Raw genomic sequence first — 16418 nt, 5'->3', positions numbered from 1 at the left:
TTATGCGCCCTCCTTTTGGTACTGGTGATACTAGACCCATTTCCGCCGGGCAAGCGAGTAATACAGCAATGGCACCACTACAACAGTCAGCAGTGTAGAGAGAGCTAGCCCGAACACCAGCGAGATGGCAAGGCCGTTGAAGATCGGGTCGTCCAGAATAAAGTAAGCGCCTACCATTGCCGACACAGCCGTCAGAGCTATCGGCTTGATACGCACAGCAGCCGCCAGAACCACCGCACGGTCCAGCTCAACACCCTCTTCCAGAAGCTGTCGGATAAAAACCACCAGCAAAATGGAGTTACGCACGATAATGCCTGCCAGAGCAATCATGCCAATCATGCTGGTCGCGGTAAACTCCCGGCCAAGCAGCGCATGCCCGGGCATAATACCAATCAGGGTCAACGGAATAGGTGCCATAATGACCAATGGCAGGATGTATGAGCGGAACTGCGCCACCAGCAATACAAATATCATGAAGACTCCCACACTGTAGGCGGCGCCCATGTCGCGGAAAGTCTCATAGGTAATCTGCCACTCGCCGTCCCATTTGAGTGTACCTTTCTCGGGTACCGGCGGCTGATCAATAAAGTACTGCTCCGGCGCGCTTTCCTGTTGCTTCAGGCGTGAAACCATGGCGAACATGCCGTACAGGGGCGAATCCACCTCACCCGCCATATCAGCGGTTACGTAAGTCACCGGCAGCAGGTTCTTGTGGTAAATGGCCCCCATCCAGTCCGCTTCACGTACCCGGGCAATACTGGCCAGAGAGACCAGATTACCGTTGCGGCTGCGCACCTTCAAAGACATAAGTACCGATGGCTGAGCCTTGCCTGCATCATCAAGCGTGACCCGGATAGGCACCGGGTATTTAGCGTGATCATCGTGCAGAAAGCTGACATTCATGCCCCCGAGCGCCATCTGTAAAGCGTCTACAACCTGGGCCTGAGAGACGCCAAAGCGAGCTGCCCGGGCGCGATCCACTTCAATTTCCCATTGCCGGGTAGGCGCTTCCAGCGTGGTATCAATGTCCACCAGCCCCTGCACCTCAGCCATCCCGGCCGCGACCGAGCGCGCCAGGCTGGCTCGCTGCTCTGCATCTGCACCGTAAATTTCCGCCACCACAGGTGACAATACCGGCGGCCCGGGCGGCACTTCGACAATTTTAACGCTGGCATCGTAACGATTACCGATGGCAGTCAGCGGAGCCCGTAATGCCTGAGCTATGTCGTGGGATGGCCGGGATCTGTTTTCTTCACTGCTGAGATTGATCTGGATATCGCCCTGATACGGATCACTGCGCAGGTAATACTGGCGCACCAGGCCATTGAAGTTTATAGGCGCAGCAGTACCGGCATAGGTCTGCCAGCTGGTTACCTCTTCAACGCTTTCCAGATAATGCCCCATTTCCATCAGCACCCGCTGAGTCTGCTCAACCGGTGCCCGCTCCGGCATATCCACTACAACCTGCATTTCCGATTTATTATCAAAAGGCAGCATTTTCATGATAACTGCCTGAAACACCGGCAAAGAGGCGGCTGCCAGCGTCAGCAGGAGTACACCCAGCGCAAGCACGCGGCGACGCCAGCGGTGATCGCCTAAAAATGGCGTAATGATGCTCCCGAAAATTTTCAGCGGTATGGAGCCGACGCCATCTGCAGAGCTGCCTGCTTCGTCTGACTCAGTGGCCGCTTCACCCTTTCTTCGCTTCAGCAGCCGGAATGCCAGCCAGGGCGCAACGACAAAGGCAACGATCTGGGACCACACCATGCCAGCGGAGGCGTTGATGGGTATCGGGCTCATGTAGGGACCCATAAGGCCGGTTACAAAAGCCATGGGTAGCAGAGCCGCCATTATTGTAAGGCTGGCCATGATCGTAGGGGTACCTACTTCATCTACAGCAACCGGAATAATGTCTTTCAAAGCGTGGCTGGAAGTACGAATCCGGCGGTTGATGTTCTCGGTAATCACAATGCCGTCATCCACCAGAATGCCGATGGAGAAAATCAATGCGAAAAGCGATACCCGGTTTAATGTAAAGCCCCAGGCCCATGAGAACACCAGTGTCAGCAGCAGTGTTATCAATACGGCGATGCCGACAATCAGGGCCTGGCGCCACCCCATTGCCAACAGCACCAGCAACACAACGCTCAGTGTGGCGGATATCAGGTCGGTAATAAGCTTGCGGGCCTTGGCAGAGGCTGTGTCGCCGTAATCCCGGGTCACGATCACCTCTATACCTTCCGGCAGAGCACGGTTGCGAATCTGCTCCAGCCGCTCCGCAATTGCTGTGGTAATATCCACAGCGTTTTGTCCGGACTTTTTCGCCACGGCCAGCGTCACCGCCGGAAACACTTCTCCGGGCCTGCCGGCGCCTTCTGCCTTTGCCGCTGGCCCGAAACCCGTCATTACACTCTGGTCGGGTGCCGTGCCGCCGCGGCGGACCCGGGCCACATCATCCAGATAAACGGCCGCGCCGTTCTGCATGCCTACAACCAGCTGGCGAACATCTTCGACGCTTTCCAGCAACGTTCCCGCCTGAACCGGGATAGAGAGGTTATCGCGAGTAACGCGGACTTCCTGACTGCTTGCATTTGCCGCTTTCAGGGCATCACGAATATCACTCAGGGTCAGGTTGAATCCTGCCAGCAGAGCCGGGTCAAACTGAATATCCACCCGATCCGGAATACCACCCACGGTGTAAACATCCCGGGTTCCGGGCACCCGTTTAAGTGCCACCTCAAGCATATGGGCCAACCGGGTCAGCTCTTCTCCGGTATGCCCGTTAACCGGATCATATAAAGTCAGTGTCATAACCGGCACATCATCAATGCCCTTGGGCTTGACGACCGGTTGCGTAGCGCCAAGATCCCGGGGCAGCCAATCCTGATTGGAATACACCTGGTTATAAAGTCGCACAAGCGCTTCCTGCCGCGGAATGCCGACTTCAAACTGCACGGTAATCACCGCCTGCCCCTGACGGGATACAGAAAATACGTGCTCAACCCCGGAAATCTCACTCATCACCTGCTCAGCCGGGGTGCTAATAGCGCTTTCCACTTCCTGGGTACTGGCTCCGGGAAAGGCCACCATGATATCCGCCATGGTCACGTCGATCTGTGGCTCTTCTTCTTTCGGTGTTACAACCACGGCAAGCACACCAAGAATAATGGCCAGCAGAGCCAACAGAGGCGTTAAATGATTATCCTGAAAAACCCGGGCAATAGCACCAGAGGGGCCGACCGGAGGCAGTTTACGACTCAATTCCCTGCCTCCTCATCCGAATGACCATCCGCTTCTGAGGCAGCTGAAAGGTTCAGGCGTTCTGAACCGACCAGTTTGCCCGGGTAAAGAACCACTTTTTCGCCCTCGTTCAGGCCAGCCAGCACTTCCAGCCGGCCGTCCTGATGCGTTCCGGTACGCACCTGGCGCAGTCGTGGCTGGCCGTTGTCATCCAGCACAAACACCGCCCTCAGCTCACTGCGCTGCACCAGACTGCCTTCTGGTATCCAGAGTGCCTCCCGCCAGGCAACCGGAATGTCGACTTTCACCAACATGCCCGGAAACAAGGATCCGTTTGGTTCATTGAGGCGCATTCGTAACCGGAAGGTATGGGTGGCAGGGTCGGCGTACGGGTAAAACGTCATCGCACCCGTTTGCAGTACCCGGCCATCGGCTAGGGTAACTTTCGCCTGACGGTCACGCCGGGCAAGGTCCGCGTATTGTTGCGGCAAATCCACAACAACGCGAAGCTGCTCCAGGGTCAGACCACTGAGCAAAGGCTGCCCCGGACTGACAGACTCGCCAAGTTCCACGTGGCGCTCAGTCAGTATGCCGCCATAGGGTGCAACTATCCGGGTATAGCTCAGCTGCTCTCTGGCTTCTGCCAGAGCCGCTTCTGCACGCTCAAGACGCGCCCTGGCACCCGCCAGGTTATTCCGGGCACGGTCAAGCTCCTGCCGGGAAACCAGTGCACGCTCATGTAACGTGCTCACCCGTTCAAACTGCTGCCGGGCATCGTCAAGAGAGGCCTGCGCTTCATCCCGGCCACCCTGTGCCTGGTTAACCCGGGAGCGCTGTTCACTGCTTTCCAGCTGAACAATCAGATCTCCTGCGGCTACCGAATCATCTACATCGAACGGCAGTTTCTGCACTGTGCCACTGGTCTGGGCGGACACGGTGCTCTGCTGAACTGCCTCGATCAGGCCATCAAGAACCAGCGTTTCCGGTAATGCCAGGCGCTCAACAGACACAGTTTCCGGGGTGACTGCTGCCTCTGTTGCCAATGCTGGTTCCGAAAAAATAACCAGGAGCAGGAGCGCACCCAGCACAGCCTTAGGTTTCATCATCAGTCACCCCCGAAAAACAGTTATTAGTTAATAACACCAGATTATCAATATACCCTGGTGTAAGACAGACCAACGCGAGCACCCTGAAAACAAAAAAACCCTGTGCAGGGATGTAATCCTGCACAGGGCAAAGTGCTACCCGCCGGCTATGAGAAGCGGGCAACCGCTATTACAGGGTTTGCTTACCACCTGGCCGTCAGTGCCGCGCGCAGCATGCGCCCCGGCTCATTGACGCGCACCGCATCTGCATTAAACGGATCCGTATTTCTGCGGCTCACATGGGGCGCCCAGGTATTATCAAACAGGTTTTCCAGTGCCCAGCTGAAGGTGAAGTATTCCATCAGCGGGTGGCTGCCAGACAGGTTGAACACACCATATCCAGGTGAAGTCCCTGCATCGAGCCCGGATTGTGGATCAATCCGGTCCTGGCGGCGGGCCAGCTGCCACTCTGCCTCAACCTGGTGGCCGCGGCGCTGCCAGCCCAGTGTCTGTACAAACTGCACAGGAGGAATCTGCGGCAGCGCCTTGTCATCATCACGGTTCTCGCCACGAACAGTGGCCAGCGCACTGCTGCTGTTCCATGTGCCATCTGTCCAGCCGATCTTCACCTCAACACCCAGCAGCCGCGCGTCAATATTCTTGTGGCGAGTATCCGTCGGTGTTTCTTTATAGCGCAGCACAAAATCATCCACCTGATCGACCCAGACCGTCGGCTTCCAGCTCCACTGATCCCTACTACCACTCAGGGCAAGCTCCAACTTGTGGTGTTTTTCGGTCTCCAGACCGGGGTTACCAATCCAGCTATCATTCATGGTGTTCCGTGCCAGGTAGCGCTCAGTGACCGCCGGGCTGCGCACGCTGCGGCTGGCTGTGAACGTCAGCGCCTTATTCTGCGGCAGGCGCCACTCACCGGTGACAAATCCGCTGATATTGTTATCTTCTGTTTCTACATCTGTGCTCCCGTACGCACTCCGATAAAGCATGGCCGGGGTCATGCTCATGCTCGCGGCTTCACCTGCCTTGGTGGCGTCCATTTCCACACGGTCATACCGCAGGCCAGCTCCAACTTTTACGTCGCGACCCAGGCGCCGGAAAACCTCGGCAAAAAACCCGGCACGCTCACGTTCCACACCTGGCCACATGAGTGAAACGGCCATTGGCATAGGGTTGGTGACGTTGAATAATGTGGCATCCCAGTCGTTGGTCTCCACATCGGCACCTATGGCCCAATCCGTTGAACTGTTTGGGCTCTGATCGAGCGTAAAACGCAGGCCACGGGTTTCGGTAATGGAATCTGTCTGCATTTTCATCATGCCTGCCGGGCGCAGGCTGAAGTTGTCCATAATGTGATCCACATCCGCCTGCCAGGCCAGCAGGCTCCACTCGCCCCTGGCCACCGGAGAGCCAATCTCCATGCGGTAAATATCCGTGTCGGTTTGTGGTGCGTCCATACCAGAACCGGCGTATTTGACATCACTTTCTTCCTGGCGACTGATCATGCCTTTGATGAAAAGCCCGTTCTCCGCCGTCCAGGCAGCGTCAACACGGCCTTCCGCATTTTCATAGGCGCTGCGCACTTTATTACCGTCGCCGTCTTCATAATCGTTAGCTTCGTCATAGCCGCCAGATAACCTTAACCAGGCCGCCTCACTTCCGACAGCCGCCGCAGCATTCACCAGTTTACCGTTACCGTTATCGGATCCACTCATCGTCACCTGGCCAGTGGTTGCATTACCGTTGAATTGCGGATCAGCTGTGGTGGCAATCACCTGCCCACCTGCAATGGGCCCCCAGCGCAGGGTGCGGTTATTGGTTCTGACTTCCAGAGCTGGCACCAACGCACTGCTCAAACGGCTGGTTGGTGGATCCATCCGGTTGGGGCAAGCGCCCTCCACACGGATACCATCCAGTAATACGTCCACTCTTTCCTGACTTTGCCCGCGTACCACAGGCTCAAGGCCACGACCGCCCATCCGGGACAGGGAGACCGAAGGATCAGACGCCAGCCGGCTGACCGGCTCACTGGCCAGCACCGCTTCAGGGTTGCCTGTCACGCGCCCTTCCGTTACCCGAATGAACACACTTTCTTCAGCAGCCTGAGCGGATACCAATGCAGGCAACCCTGCAAGACCAAAAACAGCAGCGCGTGCACAGCCGGTTAATATTTGCTCTTTCATGCCACTTTTTTCTCCGGGGCGGAAATATCTGAACTTCAACACCCGTGAATGATAAACAGCACGGCACCAGCGCGCGTGAGACACAATGCCGCATCTCTACCGGGGTAGCTCTGCAGGCATTGACAGACAGTATCTCTTGCCAAACTGGCCACAATGTGCTCAAATCACCGCCCCATTTTTGCAAGCACCCTTTTCACTGTCCTGCAATAAGCAAGATCCGAAACGAGGAAGACCCTATGGCTGCCCGACTTGATGAGAAACTGGAACTGATTTACGACGATGTTCTGCACCGCAATCCGGGTGAAACCGAGTTCCACCAGGCCGTACACGAGGTTCTGGAAACCCTGGGGCCCGTTCTGGTGAAGTACCCTGAGTTTGCCGAAAAGAAAATTATTCAGCGCATTTGCGAACCCGAGCGCCAGATTATTTTCCGGGTACCCTGGCAGGATGATAATGGTGAGATACACATCAACCGCGCCTTCCGGGTGGAGTTCAACAGCGCCCTTGGCCCCTACAAAGGCGGCATGCGCTTTCATCCATCCGTCTATCTGGGCATCATCAAGTTTCTGGGCTTTGAGCAGATCTTTAAAAACGCCCTGACCGGCCTACCCATCGGCGGCGGCAAGGGCGGCAGCGACTTTGATCCCAAAGGCCGCTCCGACGATGAAATCATGCGCTTCTGTCAAAGCCTGATGACCGAGCTGAGTCGCCACATTGGCGAATACACCGATGTTCCGGCCGGCGATATTGGCGTAGGGCAACGGGAAATTGGCTATATGTTCGGCCAGTACAAGCGCATTACCAATCGCTACGAATCCGGCGTACTCACCGGCAAAGGCCTGGACTGGGGGGGCAGCCGTGCCCGTACCGAGGCCACCGGCTACGGCACCGTGTTCTTCACCAACGAGATGCTGAAAGCCAGGGGCGATTCCATCGAGGGCAAGAAGGTGGTTGTTTCCGGTTCGGGCAATGTGGCCATATACGCCATCGCCAAGGCCCATGAGCTCGGCGCTACCGTGATTGCCTGCTCAGATTCTGCCGGCTTTATTATTGATGAAAAAGGCATTGATCTGGCAGCCCTCAAACAAATCAAGCTGACCGAGCGTCGTCGCATCTGTGACTACACAGAGTTCCACAAAGACGCCAAATACGTCGAAGGCGGAAGCTTGTGGTCTATTCCCTGCGATATCGCACTGCCCTGCGCTACCCAGAATGAACTGAATGCCAACGACGCCAAGGCACTGATTGAGAATGGATGCATTGCCGTAGCCGAGGGTGCAAACATGCCAACCACCCCGGAAGGCATTGCGCTGTTCCAGCAATCAAGCCTGCTCTATGCGCCAGGGAAAGCCGCCAACGCCGGCGGTGTGGCAACCTCGGCGCTGGAAATGCAACAAAATGCCAGCCGTGATTCCTGGACATTCGACTACACCCAGAAACGCCTTGAAGACATCATGATTGATATTCATAAGAGCTGCTACGAAACGGCGGCTGAGTTTGGTGCTGAAGGCAACTACGTGCTGGGCGCCAACGTCACCGGCTTCATCAAAGTCGCACGCGCCATGGAGGCTATGGGCGTTATCTGATTACCAGAGGCCAATGAAAACCGGCAGAAATTTCCCCTCTGCCGGTACCTCCCTGCTAATATCCGTGCCATGGAATGGCTCACACACTCACAAACCGGTTTTCAACAGGCTGCCCGTTATCTTCTGGGGATGCGGCTGGCTATTGCCGGCCTCCAGCTTATAGCCATCGCTGCTGCAGAGATGGTTGTCACCCTGGCTTACCGCGCGGAAGCCCTGCTTCTTTGCTTACTTTACGGCATTCTTGCAGCTTTGGGCTGGCTCTGGTTTACCCGGCGGCCACCGCGCTTCCCCATCAGTGTCAGCGTTGGCCTCGCACTTGACCTTGCCCTGATAGGCGCCTGGCTGTTCCTCACCGGAGGCTACACCAACCCACTGGTTTCCTTATTACTCCTGCCGATTTCCGTGGCAATCATTCTGGTTCCACTGCGCCAGAGTATTGCTCTGACCCTGACCGGCATTGGCGTATACACCGCCCTGGTCATCTGGCATACCCCCGTAACCCGGGGCGGACATGATGCCAACCTGGCCCAGTTACACCTGGCTGGCATGTGGGTTACGTTTGCGATGACCGCTGTTATTCTGCTTCTGGTTGTGGGCGCACTCGCGCGACGGATACACCTGCAACAGTCACAACTATCCACGATCCGTGAAACCCGGCTGCGCGATGAACAGATTATTGCGCTTGGGCTTTCGGCGGCGGCTGTGGCCCACCGTCTGGGCACCCCCCTCAATACCATGACTCTGCTTGTTGATGAAATACGCTCCGCCTTTCCCGACCCTGAGCTGGCTGAAGACCTGAATTTGATGGACCAGCAGCTTGATCTGTGCAGCCAGCACCTGCAGCAGTTATCCAGTGCGGCAACACAGGCAAAAACGGCACAACTGGAAGACCTCCCGCTTCGGGACTGGATTGCACGCCTGAGAGAATCAGCAACGTTGCTGTGGCCATCCGCTCCCATTCAGTGGTCGGCTGAGGCGCCGGATTGCCGGCTTGCGGTAGACGCCACCCTGGACCAGGCCATTCTGAACCTTTTGGCCAATGCCTTGACCGCCAGCCCGTCCTGGGTCGCTGTCAGTGTACGAAGAGCAGAAAGCAGCCGCATAGAAGTCATTGTGGAAGACCATGGTGACGGGCTGGAAGATGCTTTCCAGGCCACTCCGGGTGAGCAGATTGTCGGATCGGAGCATGGTCTGGGCGTTGGCCTTTTCCTGTCCAACGCAACCATTCAGCGGCTTGGCGGCACCCTCAAAGCACGTGTTGACCACCAAGGAACAACCATGATCATCGACTTGCCGGAGGTTACAAGTGACGACCCATGAACACTGGCTGCTTATCGACGACGACGCGGCTTTTCTGGATGTGCTTCAACGCGCATTGAGTCGCCGGGATATAGAAGCAACAGGGGTATACAGCCAACGTGAAGCGCTTGAGGCTCTGCATGCTGAACGGTTCAGGAAGTGTGTTCTGGATCTTAACCTTGCAGGTGAAAGCGGCCTGCAGCTTCTGCCGGAACTGCTTGCTCTGCAGCCGGACATGGAGATTCTGGTACTCACAGGTTATGGCAGCATCGCCACCGCCGTTGAAGCTATGCGCCGTGGTGCCGTCAATTATCTGTGTAAACCCGTAACGGTTCACCAGCTCATCAATGGTTTTGAAGCCCTGGCCACAATGCCCGAGCTTCGGCCGGAACCGCCTTCTGTCGAAGAAATGGAATGGGAACATATCCAGCGGGTACTGAGCGAGCACGAAGGCAATGTGTCGGCAACAGCCAGGGCTTTGCACATGCACCGGCGCACGCTTCAGCGCAAGCTGCAGAAACACTCCCGCTGGCGAGAGTAATAACACACAGAAAATTGATTCTGGTCAAGTCTGAGCTTTTCAGGTCGTATACTTTAACTCGCCGCGCCAGCAGCCTCAGGATAGCAATGGATGGAACGTAAAACGCCAGCTACGCAGATCAGCCTCAAACAATTATCCCTGGTGGCACGTGTTACCCGCAACATGATCCTGGTTCTTGATGAGACCGGAGCCATCCAATGGACCAATCCCGGCTTTGAAAAGCACACCGGATACCATCTACGGGATATATATCAAAGCAGACCCAAAGCCCTCCTAAGCGGCCCTGGCACAGACCCGAAAACACTAAGCCGGATAACGCAAAAGCTCTATCAGACAGAACAGTTCAATGAAGAGATCCTGCTTTACACTCGCGCGGGCAACCCTTTCTGGGCACACCTCACTTGCATACCGACGGGTACCGAGCAAGACATGGAACCCGGATTTGTCTGTATCATGTCGAATATCTCAGACACCAAGGAGAACGAGCGCAACCTGCGCATTGCTGCAAGCGTCTTCGATCGCAGCCACGAAGCCATCCTGATTTCAGACCAATGCAACCGGATACTGGATGTAAACCCTGCATTTTCCCGCATTACTGGCTACAGTCGCAGCGACGTTCTGGGGCTCACCCCGTCTATTCTCAGCTCAGGCCGCCACTCCCCTGCATTTTACCAATCCATGTGGCGAAGCCTTGAAGAGTCAGACTACTGGCGTGGCGAAATCTTTAATAAACGCAAAAATGGTGAAGAGTTCATTCAACTACAGACCATCACACGGGTACATACGGATGAACCCGGCAAATACCATCACGTTGCTACATTCACCGATATAACAGAACTGAAAAACCACGCAAAAGAACTGGACCTCGCAGCCAACTATGATGAACTCACAGGGCTACCCAACCTTTACTTACTGAAAGAGCGCCTGCACCAGGCACAGCTACATGCGGACCGCCAACGCACCACCCTGTCCGTGTGCTACCTTGACCTGGATGGTTTCAGCTATGTTAACCGGGATCTGAGTCGCGATGCCGGCAATCAGGCTCTTCAAATTCTGGCCAGACGCCTGACACAGAATTTGCACAGTGGTGATATTGCCGCCCGGGTAGGAGGTGATGAGTTTGTCATTGTTCTGCATGATAAAGACTGCGTGCAAGCCTACGAGCGGATGCAGTCGACCATCAGTCAACCCGTTAACCTTGGGCCCGGCACAACTCCGTTGGCCATCACAGCAAGTCTTGGCGTTACCCGATACCCTGAAGACAGATCAGAAGCAGAAGCCCTGATTCGCCATGCGGACCAGGCCATGTACGCTGCCAAAGAAAAAGGAAGGAACCAGATACATTTTTTTGATCCGGAACTGAGCCGGCACAGGCAGCAAAAACGCGAGCAACTGACGGAAATCTCAAAGGCGCTGGAGCGAGGAGAGTTTGAGCTTCATTTTCAGCCGCAGGTAAAGATGGCAGACTGCAAAGTCACTGGCGTTGAAGCACTCATTCGCTGGAATCACCCTCATAAAGGAATGCTTTATCCGGATTCGTTTCTTCCCGCACTAAAAGACAGCCACCTGGAGGCGCCCCTTGGTGAGTGGGTTTTACAAAACGCCATTAACCAGATCAACCTGTGGCAAAGCGCTGGAGAGGAGCTTTCTGTCAGCGTAAACATCAGTGCCCGGCACCTTATGAGCCCGGGTTTTACGCATTTTCTTGAGCGCCAGCTGCGGGACACTGCAACCGTCCAACCGGAAAAGATCACTCTGGAGGTGCTTGAGTCAACTGCGCTCGAAGACGTTCGCCATGCGGGCAGTGTGCTTGCCAAGTGTCAGGCTCTCGGGGTTCAGGTTGCGCTGGACGATTTCGGCACAGGTTTTTCATCACTCACCTATCTTCGCACCTTACCGGTTGACCTGGTCAAAATTGATAAAAGCTTTGTTATCAGAATGCTGGAAGATCCCAGCGACAGGGCCATTGTCGAGAGCATCATTTTCCTGGGCCAGAGGTTTGAATACCCGGTTCTGGCAGAAGGTGTCGAAACCATGGCACATGCCCGGGCCATGCATGAGCTGGGCTGCGAGTTTATCCAGGGTTACGGGGTTGCCCGGCCGATGCCTGCCAGCGAGGTACCAGGCTGGCTGAAGCAGTGGCGCAAGAAGGTAACTACCGATAACGACGCTGATCCAGCGTTGTCAGTCTGTCCGGGTGAAACACCATCATCCCGGTAACAAAAACGCCGTTCACAAAGCCTTCAGGAAGCATGAACAAGGGCAGATAACGCAAGTAATCATGCACCAGTTCTGAAAACTCATAGGCGCCACTGAACCAGAGCATCAGGCACATCACCAGGCCTGCAGCCGCCACCGAAATACCTGCGCCGAAGAAACCACAAAAAAAGATATAGGCAAAGAAATTGCTGAAGTTCCGATGCCGCTCCCAAAGCATGATGCCCTGAGTGACAAGGGCAGGAATCATCACGGTCACCAGCCCATTAGCGGCGAACATGGTAACCGGTTCACGGCCGGTGATTACAGTCAGAACCAGTGCCAGGAGACCAGCGAATACTGCCAGCCCCCAGCCCAGCATCAAAGTGGCTGCGGTTATGCCAAAGATGTGTATGGCCAGACCGGGATAGATACCCGCACGCAACTGCCAGATAAAGCCCAACGCAACGGCAGCACCAAAAAAAGAGTGCTGTAACGCATTGTCCGCAAACAGTGCATGCCAGCGCACGGTGCGGGCTGCCTGTAGCAACACAAGCAAAAACAGCACAAATGTTAAAAGCCACTGGCCGGTTGATAACAGGTTATCGGTCATTCCCATGTTTAAAGGCACTCATGAAGCCTGAAAAGGACTACATGATAGCGAGGTTACCTGCCCCTCAGGCAAGCCCTTTTGATAGCTCGCAGTCACCGGCAAGCACCTGCCAGGCCTCATAGGTGCTGAGAAAAACCTGCCCGCCGAGATGGGAAAGAAACTCGGTACGTTGCAAACGATCCATTACCGGCCCTTTTACTTCTGAGAGATGCAGGCGCACACCCGCATCCTGCAGGCGTTCGTTAATAGCTTCCAGGCTTTCAAGAGCCGACGCATCCACCAGGTTAACCGCCGGGCATACCAGCACAAAATCGGTCAGCTCGGGTTCACAGGCAGCCAGGTCCATCACTGTCTCTTCAAGAAAACGGGCATTGGCAAAATACAGGCTTTCATCGACACGTAAAAAAGCAACCTGTGGGCAGATCTCAACCTTGTGCCGACGTATATTACGAAAATGCTCAGTGCCCGGAACCCGGCCGACAACCGCACTGTGCGGGCGGCTTGTGCGGTAGAGAAACAGCCCTAAAGACAGTACTACTCCCGCGATAATGCCCGCTTCCACGCTGTGTGCGAGCGTAAGCACAATAGTGGCCAGCATGGCCCCGAAGTCAGGCCGGGAGTACCGCCACGTGCGGCCCAGTGCCGGCAAATCAACCAAGGAACTCACCGCAACAATAATCGTCGCGGCGAGCGTTGCCTGCGGCAAATACGCAATCGCCGGTGTCAGAAACAACGTTGCCAGAGCAATTCCAACCGCTGTGTAGGCGCCTGCAGCCGGTGTTTCAGCGCCCGCATCAAAGTTCACAACCGAGCGGGAAAACCCGCCTGTGACCGGCATGCCGCCGGAGAGGCCGGCGCCCAGGTTAGCTGTCCCCAGACCAATCAGTTCCTGATCGGGGTCAATCCTCTGGCGTCGTTTGGCGGCCAGTGTCTGGCCTACCGACACAGATTCCACGAAGCCAACAACACTGATCAACAAGGCGCTCACCGCCAGTTGCTGCCACAGTTCCCAGTCCAGGGACGGCAGGGTCAGGTCCGGAAGACCGGATGGCACAATGCCAACCAGGCGCACCCCTTGCTGATCAAGCTGAAACTGCCAGGCCACCAGCGTCGTGACCAGAACGGCCAGAATCGGGGCTGTTTTAGTCAGAATATCGGCGATTCCTGAACTCACGCCAAACCGCACCAGCAGCGGCTTTAGTTGTTTCCGGGCAAACACCAGGAACAGGAGCGCCCCTGCACCAATGGCCAGCGTCGGCAGGTTTATGTCACTTGCGGACCGAATCAATGACTGGCCGATTGTCAGAAGGTTCTGACCGGACGCCTGCACCCCCAACACATGCTTGAGCTGACTGGCCGCGATAACAATCCCGGAGGCACTGATAAAACCCGAGATAACCGGATGACTGAGAAAATTGGCCAGAAACCCCAGCCGCAAAAACCCCATCAACGTCAGCATGAGTCCGGATATAACCGCCAACAAAACAGCGCCGGCCATATATTCCGGGCTTCCGGCATCTGCCAGCGGTGCCAGGGCAGCCGCAGTCATCAAAGAGACAACGGCGACAGGCCCCACAGAGAGTGTCCGGCTGGTACCAAAAACGGCATAGATCACCAGCGGCAGAATACTGGCATACAGGCCCACCTGCGCAGGCAGGCCCGCCAGCAGCGCATACGCCAGCGACTGGGGAATCAGCATTACGGTGACAATAACCGCGGCTACCAGGTCACTGGTGGCCTGGCTACGACCGTACTGAGGCGCCCACTGAAGAATGGGCAAATAGCGTTTCAGGTTCATGCAGTGCTCAGAACAGGTTGACCGGTATTTTCAGGTATACCTGGCCATTGTTTTCTGCTGGTGGCATTTCACCGGCACGCATATTCACCTGCACCGAAGGCAGAATCAGCCGCGGCATACCAAGCGTTGCATCCCGCTCGGTGCGCATCTTTACAAACGCCTCTTCGCTGACGCCTTCGTGTACATGAACATTCGCCTCACGCTGCTGTGCAACCGTGGTCTGATGCTCATACTCCTCTCGCCCCGGGGCCTTGTAGTCATGGCACAGGAACAGGCGAGTTTCCGGAGGCAATGCCAGCACCTTCTGGATTGACTGATAAAGCACCCGGGCATCCCCCCCCGGAAAGTCGCAGCGTGCGGTGCCGTAATCCGGCATGAACAAGGTATCACCCACAAAGGCTGCGTCACCGATTACATAGGTCAGGCAGGCCGGGGTATGACCCGGAGTGTGCATTACGCGACATTCAAGCCCGCCAATAGTGAACACATCACCGTCTCTGAAAAGACGATCAAACTGGCTGCCATCACGGGCAAACTCTGTGCCGGCATTGAACGCCTTGCCGAAAATCTCCTGCACATCGCGGATGTAGGCACCAATGCCGGTTTTACCCCCCAGTTTTTCATGCAGATAAGGCGCCGCTGATAAATGGTCTGCATGCACATGGGTCTCCAGCACCCACTCAACCTTCAGGTCATTGGCGTGTACGTATTCGATAATCTCATCTGCCGAACGCACATCCGTCGCACCGGAGGCATAATCAAAATCCAGTACGGAATCAACAATTGCACATGCCTGACTGGCTGGGTCGCGCACCACATAGCTGAATGTATTGGTGGGCTCATCAAAAAAATGCTGAACGATCGGATTGCTCATCGCACTCACCTCCCCTGGGGTGGAAACTCAATTTAATTCTAAGGATATACCAAAACAGAATATAAGGTGAAATTCTCTTTTAAAATATGGGCGAGCCTTCTTTAGTACACTCATCACTTTCTTCGCTTTATTATTGCGAATGACTGTGACCATTATGGCACCAGGTTCGACTCTAAACATTATTGGTATAAGGAACACACAAGAATGAACGGAGAACACACCAGCACTACTGTGTCCCGTGAATGGCAGGCATTCTGGCTGGCAGTGGGCTTTCTTACCCGCATTCCCATGCTGGCGCAAATTGACTATTCCCAAAAACTGATGAACCAATGCAGCCTGTACTTCCCGGTGGTGGGCCTGCTGCTGGGCGTCCTCTATGCGGCCCTGTTTGCTTTGTTGGGCCTGGCCTGGAATCCACTGGTCTGTGTGCTGCTGGTGCTGTGTTTTCATTTGTTTATTACCGGCGCCTTTCATGAGGATGGTCTGGCTGACAGCGTGGATGCCCTGGGTGGGGGCTACACGGTTGAAAAACGTCTGGCGATCATGAAAGACAGCCGTATAGGCACCTACGGCACAGTCGCTCTGGTGCTGGCGCTAGGCCTGAAAGTGGCTCTGTTGATGGACGCGAAAAACATCGGACTGGCATTGCTGATAGCACCTGCGGTCAGCCGCCTGACGCCGTTGCTACTGATGGCTTACATGCCCTATGTGACCGACCCGGATACAAGTAAAAGCAAACCGGTAGCTGAGGCTTTCTCTCGCCATAGGCTGCTGGTGAGCGTCCTGTTCACGGCATTGGTCTCACTGGCTTTCAGCCTTTGGGTGCCGGGCCTGTGGTTGGCAGCACTCACTGCAACCATTGCTGTTGCGCTATTGTGGGGCGGATATTTACAGCGGCAATTGGGCGGTTACACCGGTGATGCCCTGGGGGCGAGCGTGGTATTCAGTGAACTGGTTTTTCTGATGATGCTGTAACGTCATCAAACTC

At 55.6% G+C, this 16418-nt stretch carries 11 protein-coding genes; 5 read left to right on the top strand and 6 right to left on the bottom strand.

The window, feature by feature from the left end; genetic code table 11:
- Positions 1-30 precede the first annotated feature (30 nt).
- From FFI95_RS04260 to FFI95_RS04250, 3 genes are all read right to left on the bottom strand, one after another.
- Positions 31-3261, bottom strand: coding sequence for an efflux RND transporter permease subunit (locus FFI95_RS04260; RefSeq protein WP_144821136.1), 3231 nt, complete (start codon positions 3259-3261; stop codon positions 31-33).
- Positions 3258-4346, bottom strand: coding sequence for an efflux RND transporter periplasmic adaptor subunit (locus tag FFI95_RS04255; protein ID WP_246069378.1), 1089 nt, complete (start codon positions 4344-4346; stop codon positions 3258-3260). Before FFI95_RS04255 ends, FFI95_RS04260 begins: the two co-directional genes overlap by 4 nt.
- Positions 4347-4528: 182 nt before the next feature.
- Entirely contained in the window at positions 4529-6523 is a 1995-nt protein-coding gene (locus FFI95_RS04250; RefSeq protein ID WP_144821135.1) for a TonB-dependent receptor domain-containing protein, read from the bottom strand.
- Positions 6524-6759: 236 nt separating this feature from the next.
- Between FFI95_RS04250 and gdhA the strand changes: the two genes are divergently transcribed.
- The 4 genes from gdhA (at position 6760) to FFI95_RS04230 (ending at position 12169) form a co-directional block, all read left to right on the top strand.
- A complete protein-coding gene (gdhA, locus tag FFI95_RS04245; RefSeq protein ID WP_144821134.1) occupies positions 6760-8109 on the top strand; it encodes an NADP-specific glutamate dehydrogenase in 1350 nt (449 codons plus the stop codon).
- 69 nt (positions 8110-8178) lie between these two features.
- A complete protein-coding gene (locus FFI95_RS04240) occupies positions 8179-9429 on the top strand; it encodes a sensor histidine kinase (RefSeq protein ID WP_144821133.1) in 1251 nt (416 codons plus the stop codon).
- Entirely contained in the window at positions 9416-9949 is a 534-nt protein-coding gene (locus FFI95_RS04235) for a response regulator transcription factor (RefSeq protein WP_144821132.1), read from the top strand. Before FFI95_RS04240 ends, FFI95_RS04235 begins: the two co-directional genes overlap by 14 nt.
- Positions 9950-10039: 90 nt before the next feature.
- Positions 10040-12169, top strand: a complete 2130-nt coding sequence (locus FFI95_RS04230) for a sensor domain-containing protein (RefSeq protein WP_144821131.1) — start codon at positions 10040-10042, stop codon at positions 12167-12169.
- On the opposite strand, the gene FFI95_RS04225 is transcribed toward FFI95_RS04230, so the two are convergent.
- From FFI95_RS04225 to FFI95_RS04215, 3 genes are read right to left on the bottom strand one after another with little or no spacing between them, the layout of a single operon-like run.
- A complete protein-coding gene (locus FFI95_RS04225) occupies positions 12105-12764 on the bottom strand; it encodes an energy-coupling factor ABC transporter permease (RefSeq protein WP_144821130.1) in 660 nt (219 codons plus the stop codon). The genes FFI95_RS04230 and FFI95_RS04225 overlap by 65 nt on opposite strands.
- A 58-nt stretch (positions 12765-12822) precedes the next feature.
- Positions 12823-14556, bottom strand: coding sequence for a SulP family inorganic anion transporter (locus FFI95_RS04220; RefSeq protein WP_144821129.1), 1734 nt, complete (start codon positions 14554-14556; stop codon positions 12823-12825).
- Between the two features lie 7 nt (positions 14557-14563).
- Complete coding sequence (locus FFI95_RS04215) at positions 14564-15430, bottom strand: MBL fold metallo-hydrolase (protein ID WP_144821128.1); 867 nt, start codon at positions 15428-15430, stop codon at positions 14564-14566.
- 204 nt (positions 15431-15634) lie between these two features.
- On the opposite strand from FFI95_RS04215, the gene cobS reads away from it, so the two are divergent.
- The gene (gene cobS, locus FFI95_RS04210; RefSeq protein ID WP_144821127.1) at positions 15635-16405 is read left to right on the top strand and encodes an adenosylcobinamide-GDP ribazoletransferase; all 771 of its coding nucleotides are present in this window, start codon (positions 15635-15637) and stop codon (positions 16403-16405) included.
- The last annotated feature ends 13 nt before the right edge of the window (positions 16406-16418 follow it).

It is taken from the genome of Marinobacter piscis (genome assembly GCF_007671655.1).
In the GTDB taxonomy this organism is placed as follows: Bacteria; Pseudomonadota; Gammaproteobacteria; order Pseudomonadales; family Oleiphilaceae; genus Marinobacter; species Marinobacter piscensis.
The sequence above is the reverse complement of the archived record's forward strand: the minus strand, read 5'-3'. Positions and strand labels throughout refer to the sequence as shown.

What these genes read in the sequence shown, in the direction of transcription:
- FFI95_RS04225 (WP_144821130.1), bottom strand. Translation starts at nt 12,764, where the DNA reads ATGGGAATGACCGATAACCTGTTATCAACCGGCCAGTGGCTTTTAACA.
- FFI95_RS04230 (WP_144821131.1), top strand. Translation starts at nt 10,040, where the DNA reads ATGGAACGTAAAACGCCAGCTACGCAGATCAGCCTCAAACAATTATCC.
- FFI95_RS04215 (WP_144821128.1), bottom strand. Translation starts at nt 15,430, where the DNA reads ATGAGCAATCCGATCGTTCAGCATTTTTTTGATGAGCCCACCAATACA.
- FFI95_RS04220 (WP_144821129.1), bottom strand. Translation starts at nt 14,556, where the DNA reads ATGAACCTGAAACGCTATTTGCCCATTCTTCAGTGGGCGCCTCAGTAC.
- cobS (WP_144821127.1), top strand. Translation starts at nt 15,635, where the DNA reads ATGAACGGAGAACACACCAGCACTACTGTGTCCCGTGAATGGCAGGCA.
- FFI95_RS04240 (WP_144821133.1), top strand. Translation starts at nt 8,179, where the DNA reads ATGGAATGGCTCACACACTCACAAACCGGTTTTCAACAGGCTGCCCGT.
- gdhA (WP_144821134.1), top strand. Translation starts at nt 6,760, where the DNA reads ATGGCTGCCCGACTTGATGAGAAACTGGAACTGATTTACGACGATGTT.
- FFI95_RS04255 (WP_246069378.1), bottom strand. Translation starts at nt 4,346, where the DNA reads ATGATGAAACCTAAGGCTGTGCTGGGTGCGCTCCTGCTCCTGGTTATT.
- FFI95_RS04250 (WP_144821135.1), bottom strand. Translation starts at nt 6,523, where the DNA reads ATGAAAGAGCAAATATTAACCGGCTGTGCACGCGCTGCTGTTTTTGGT.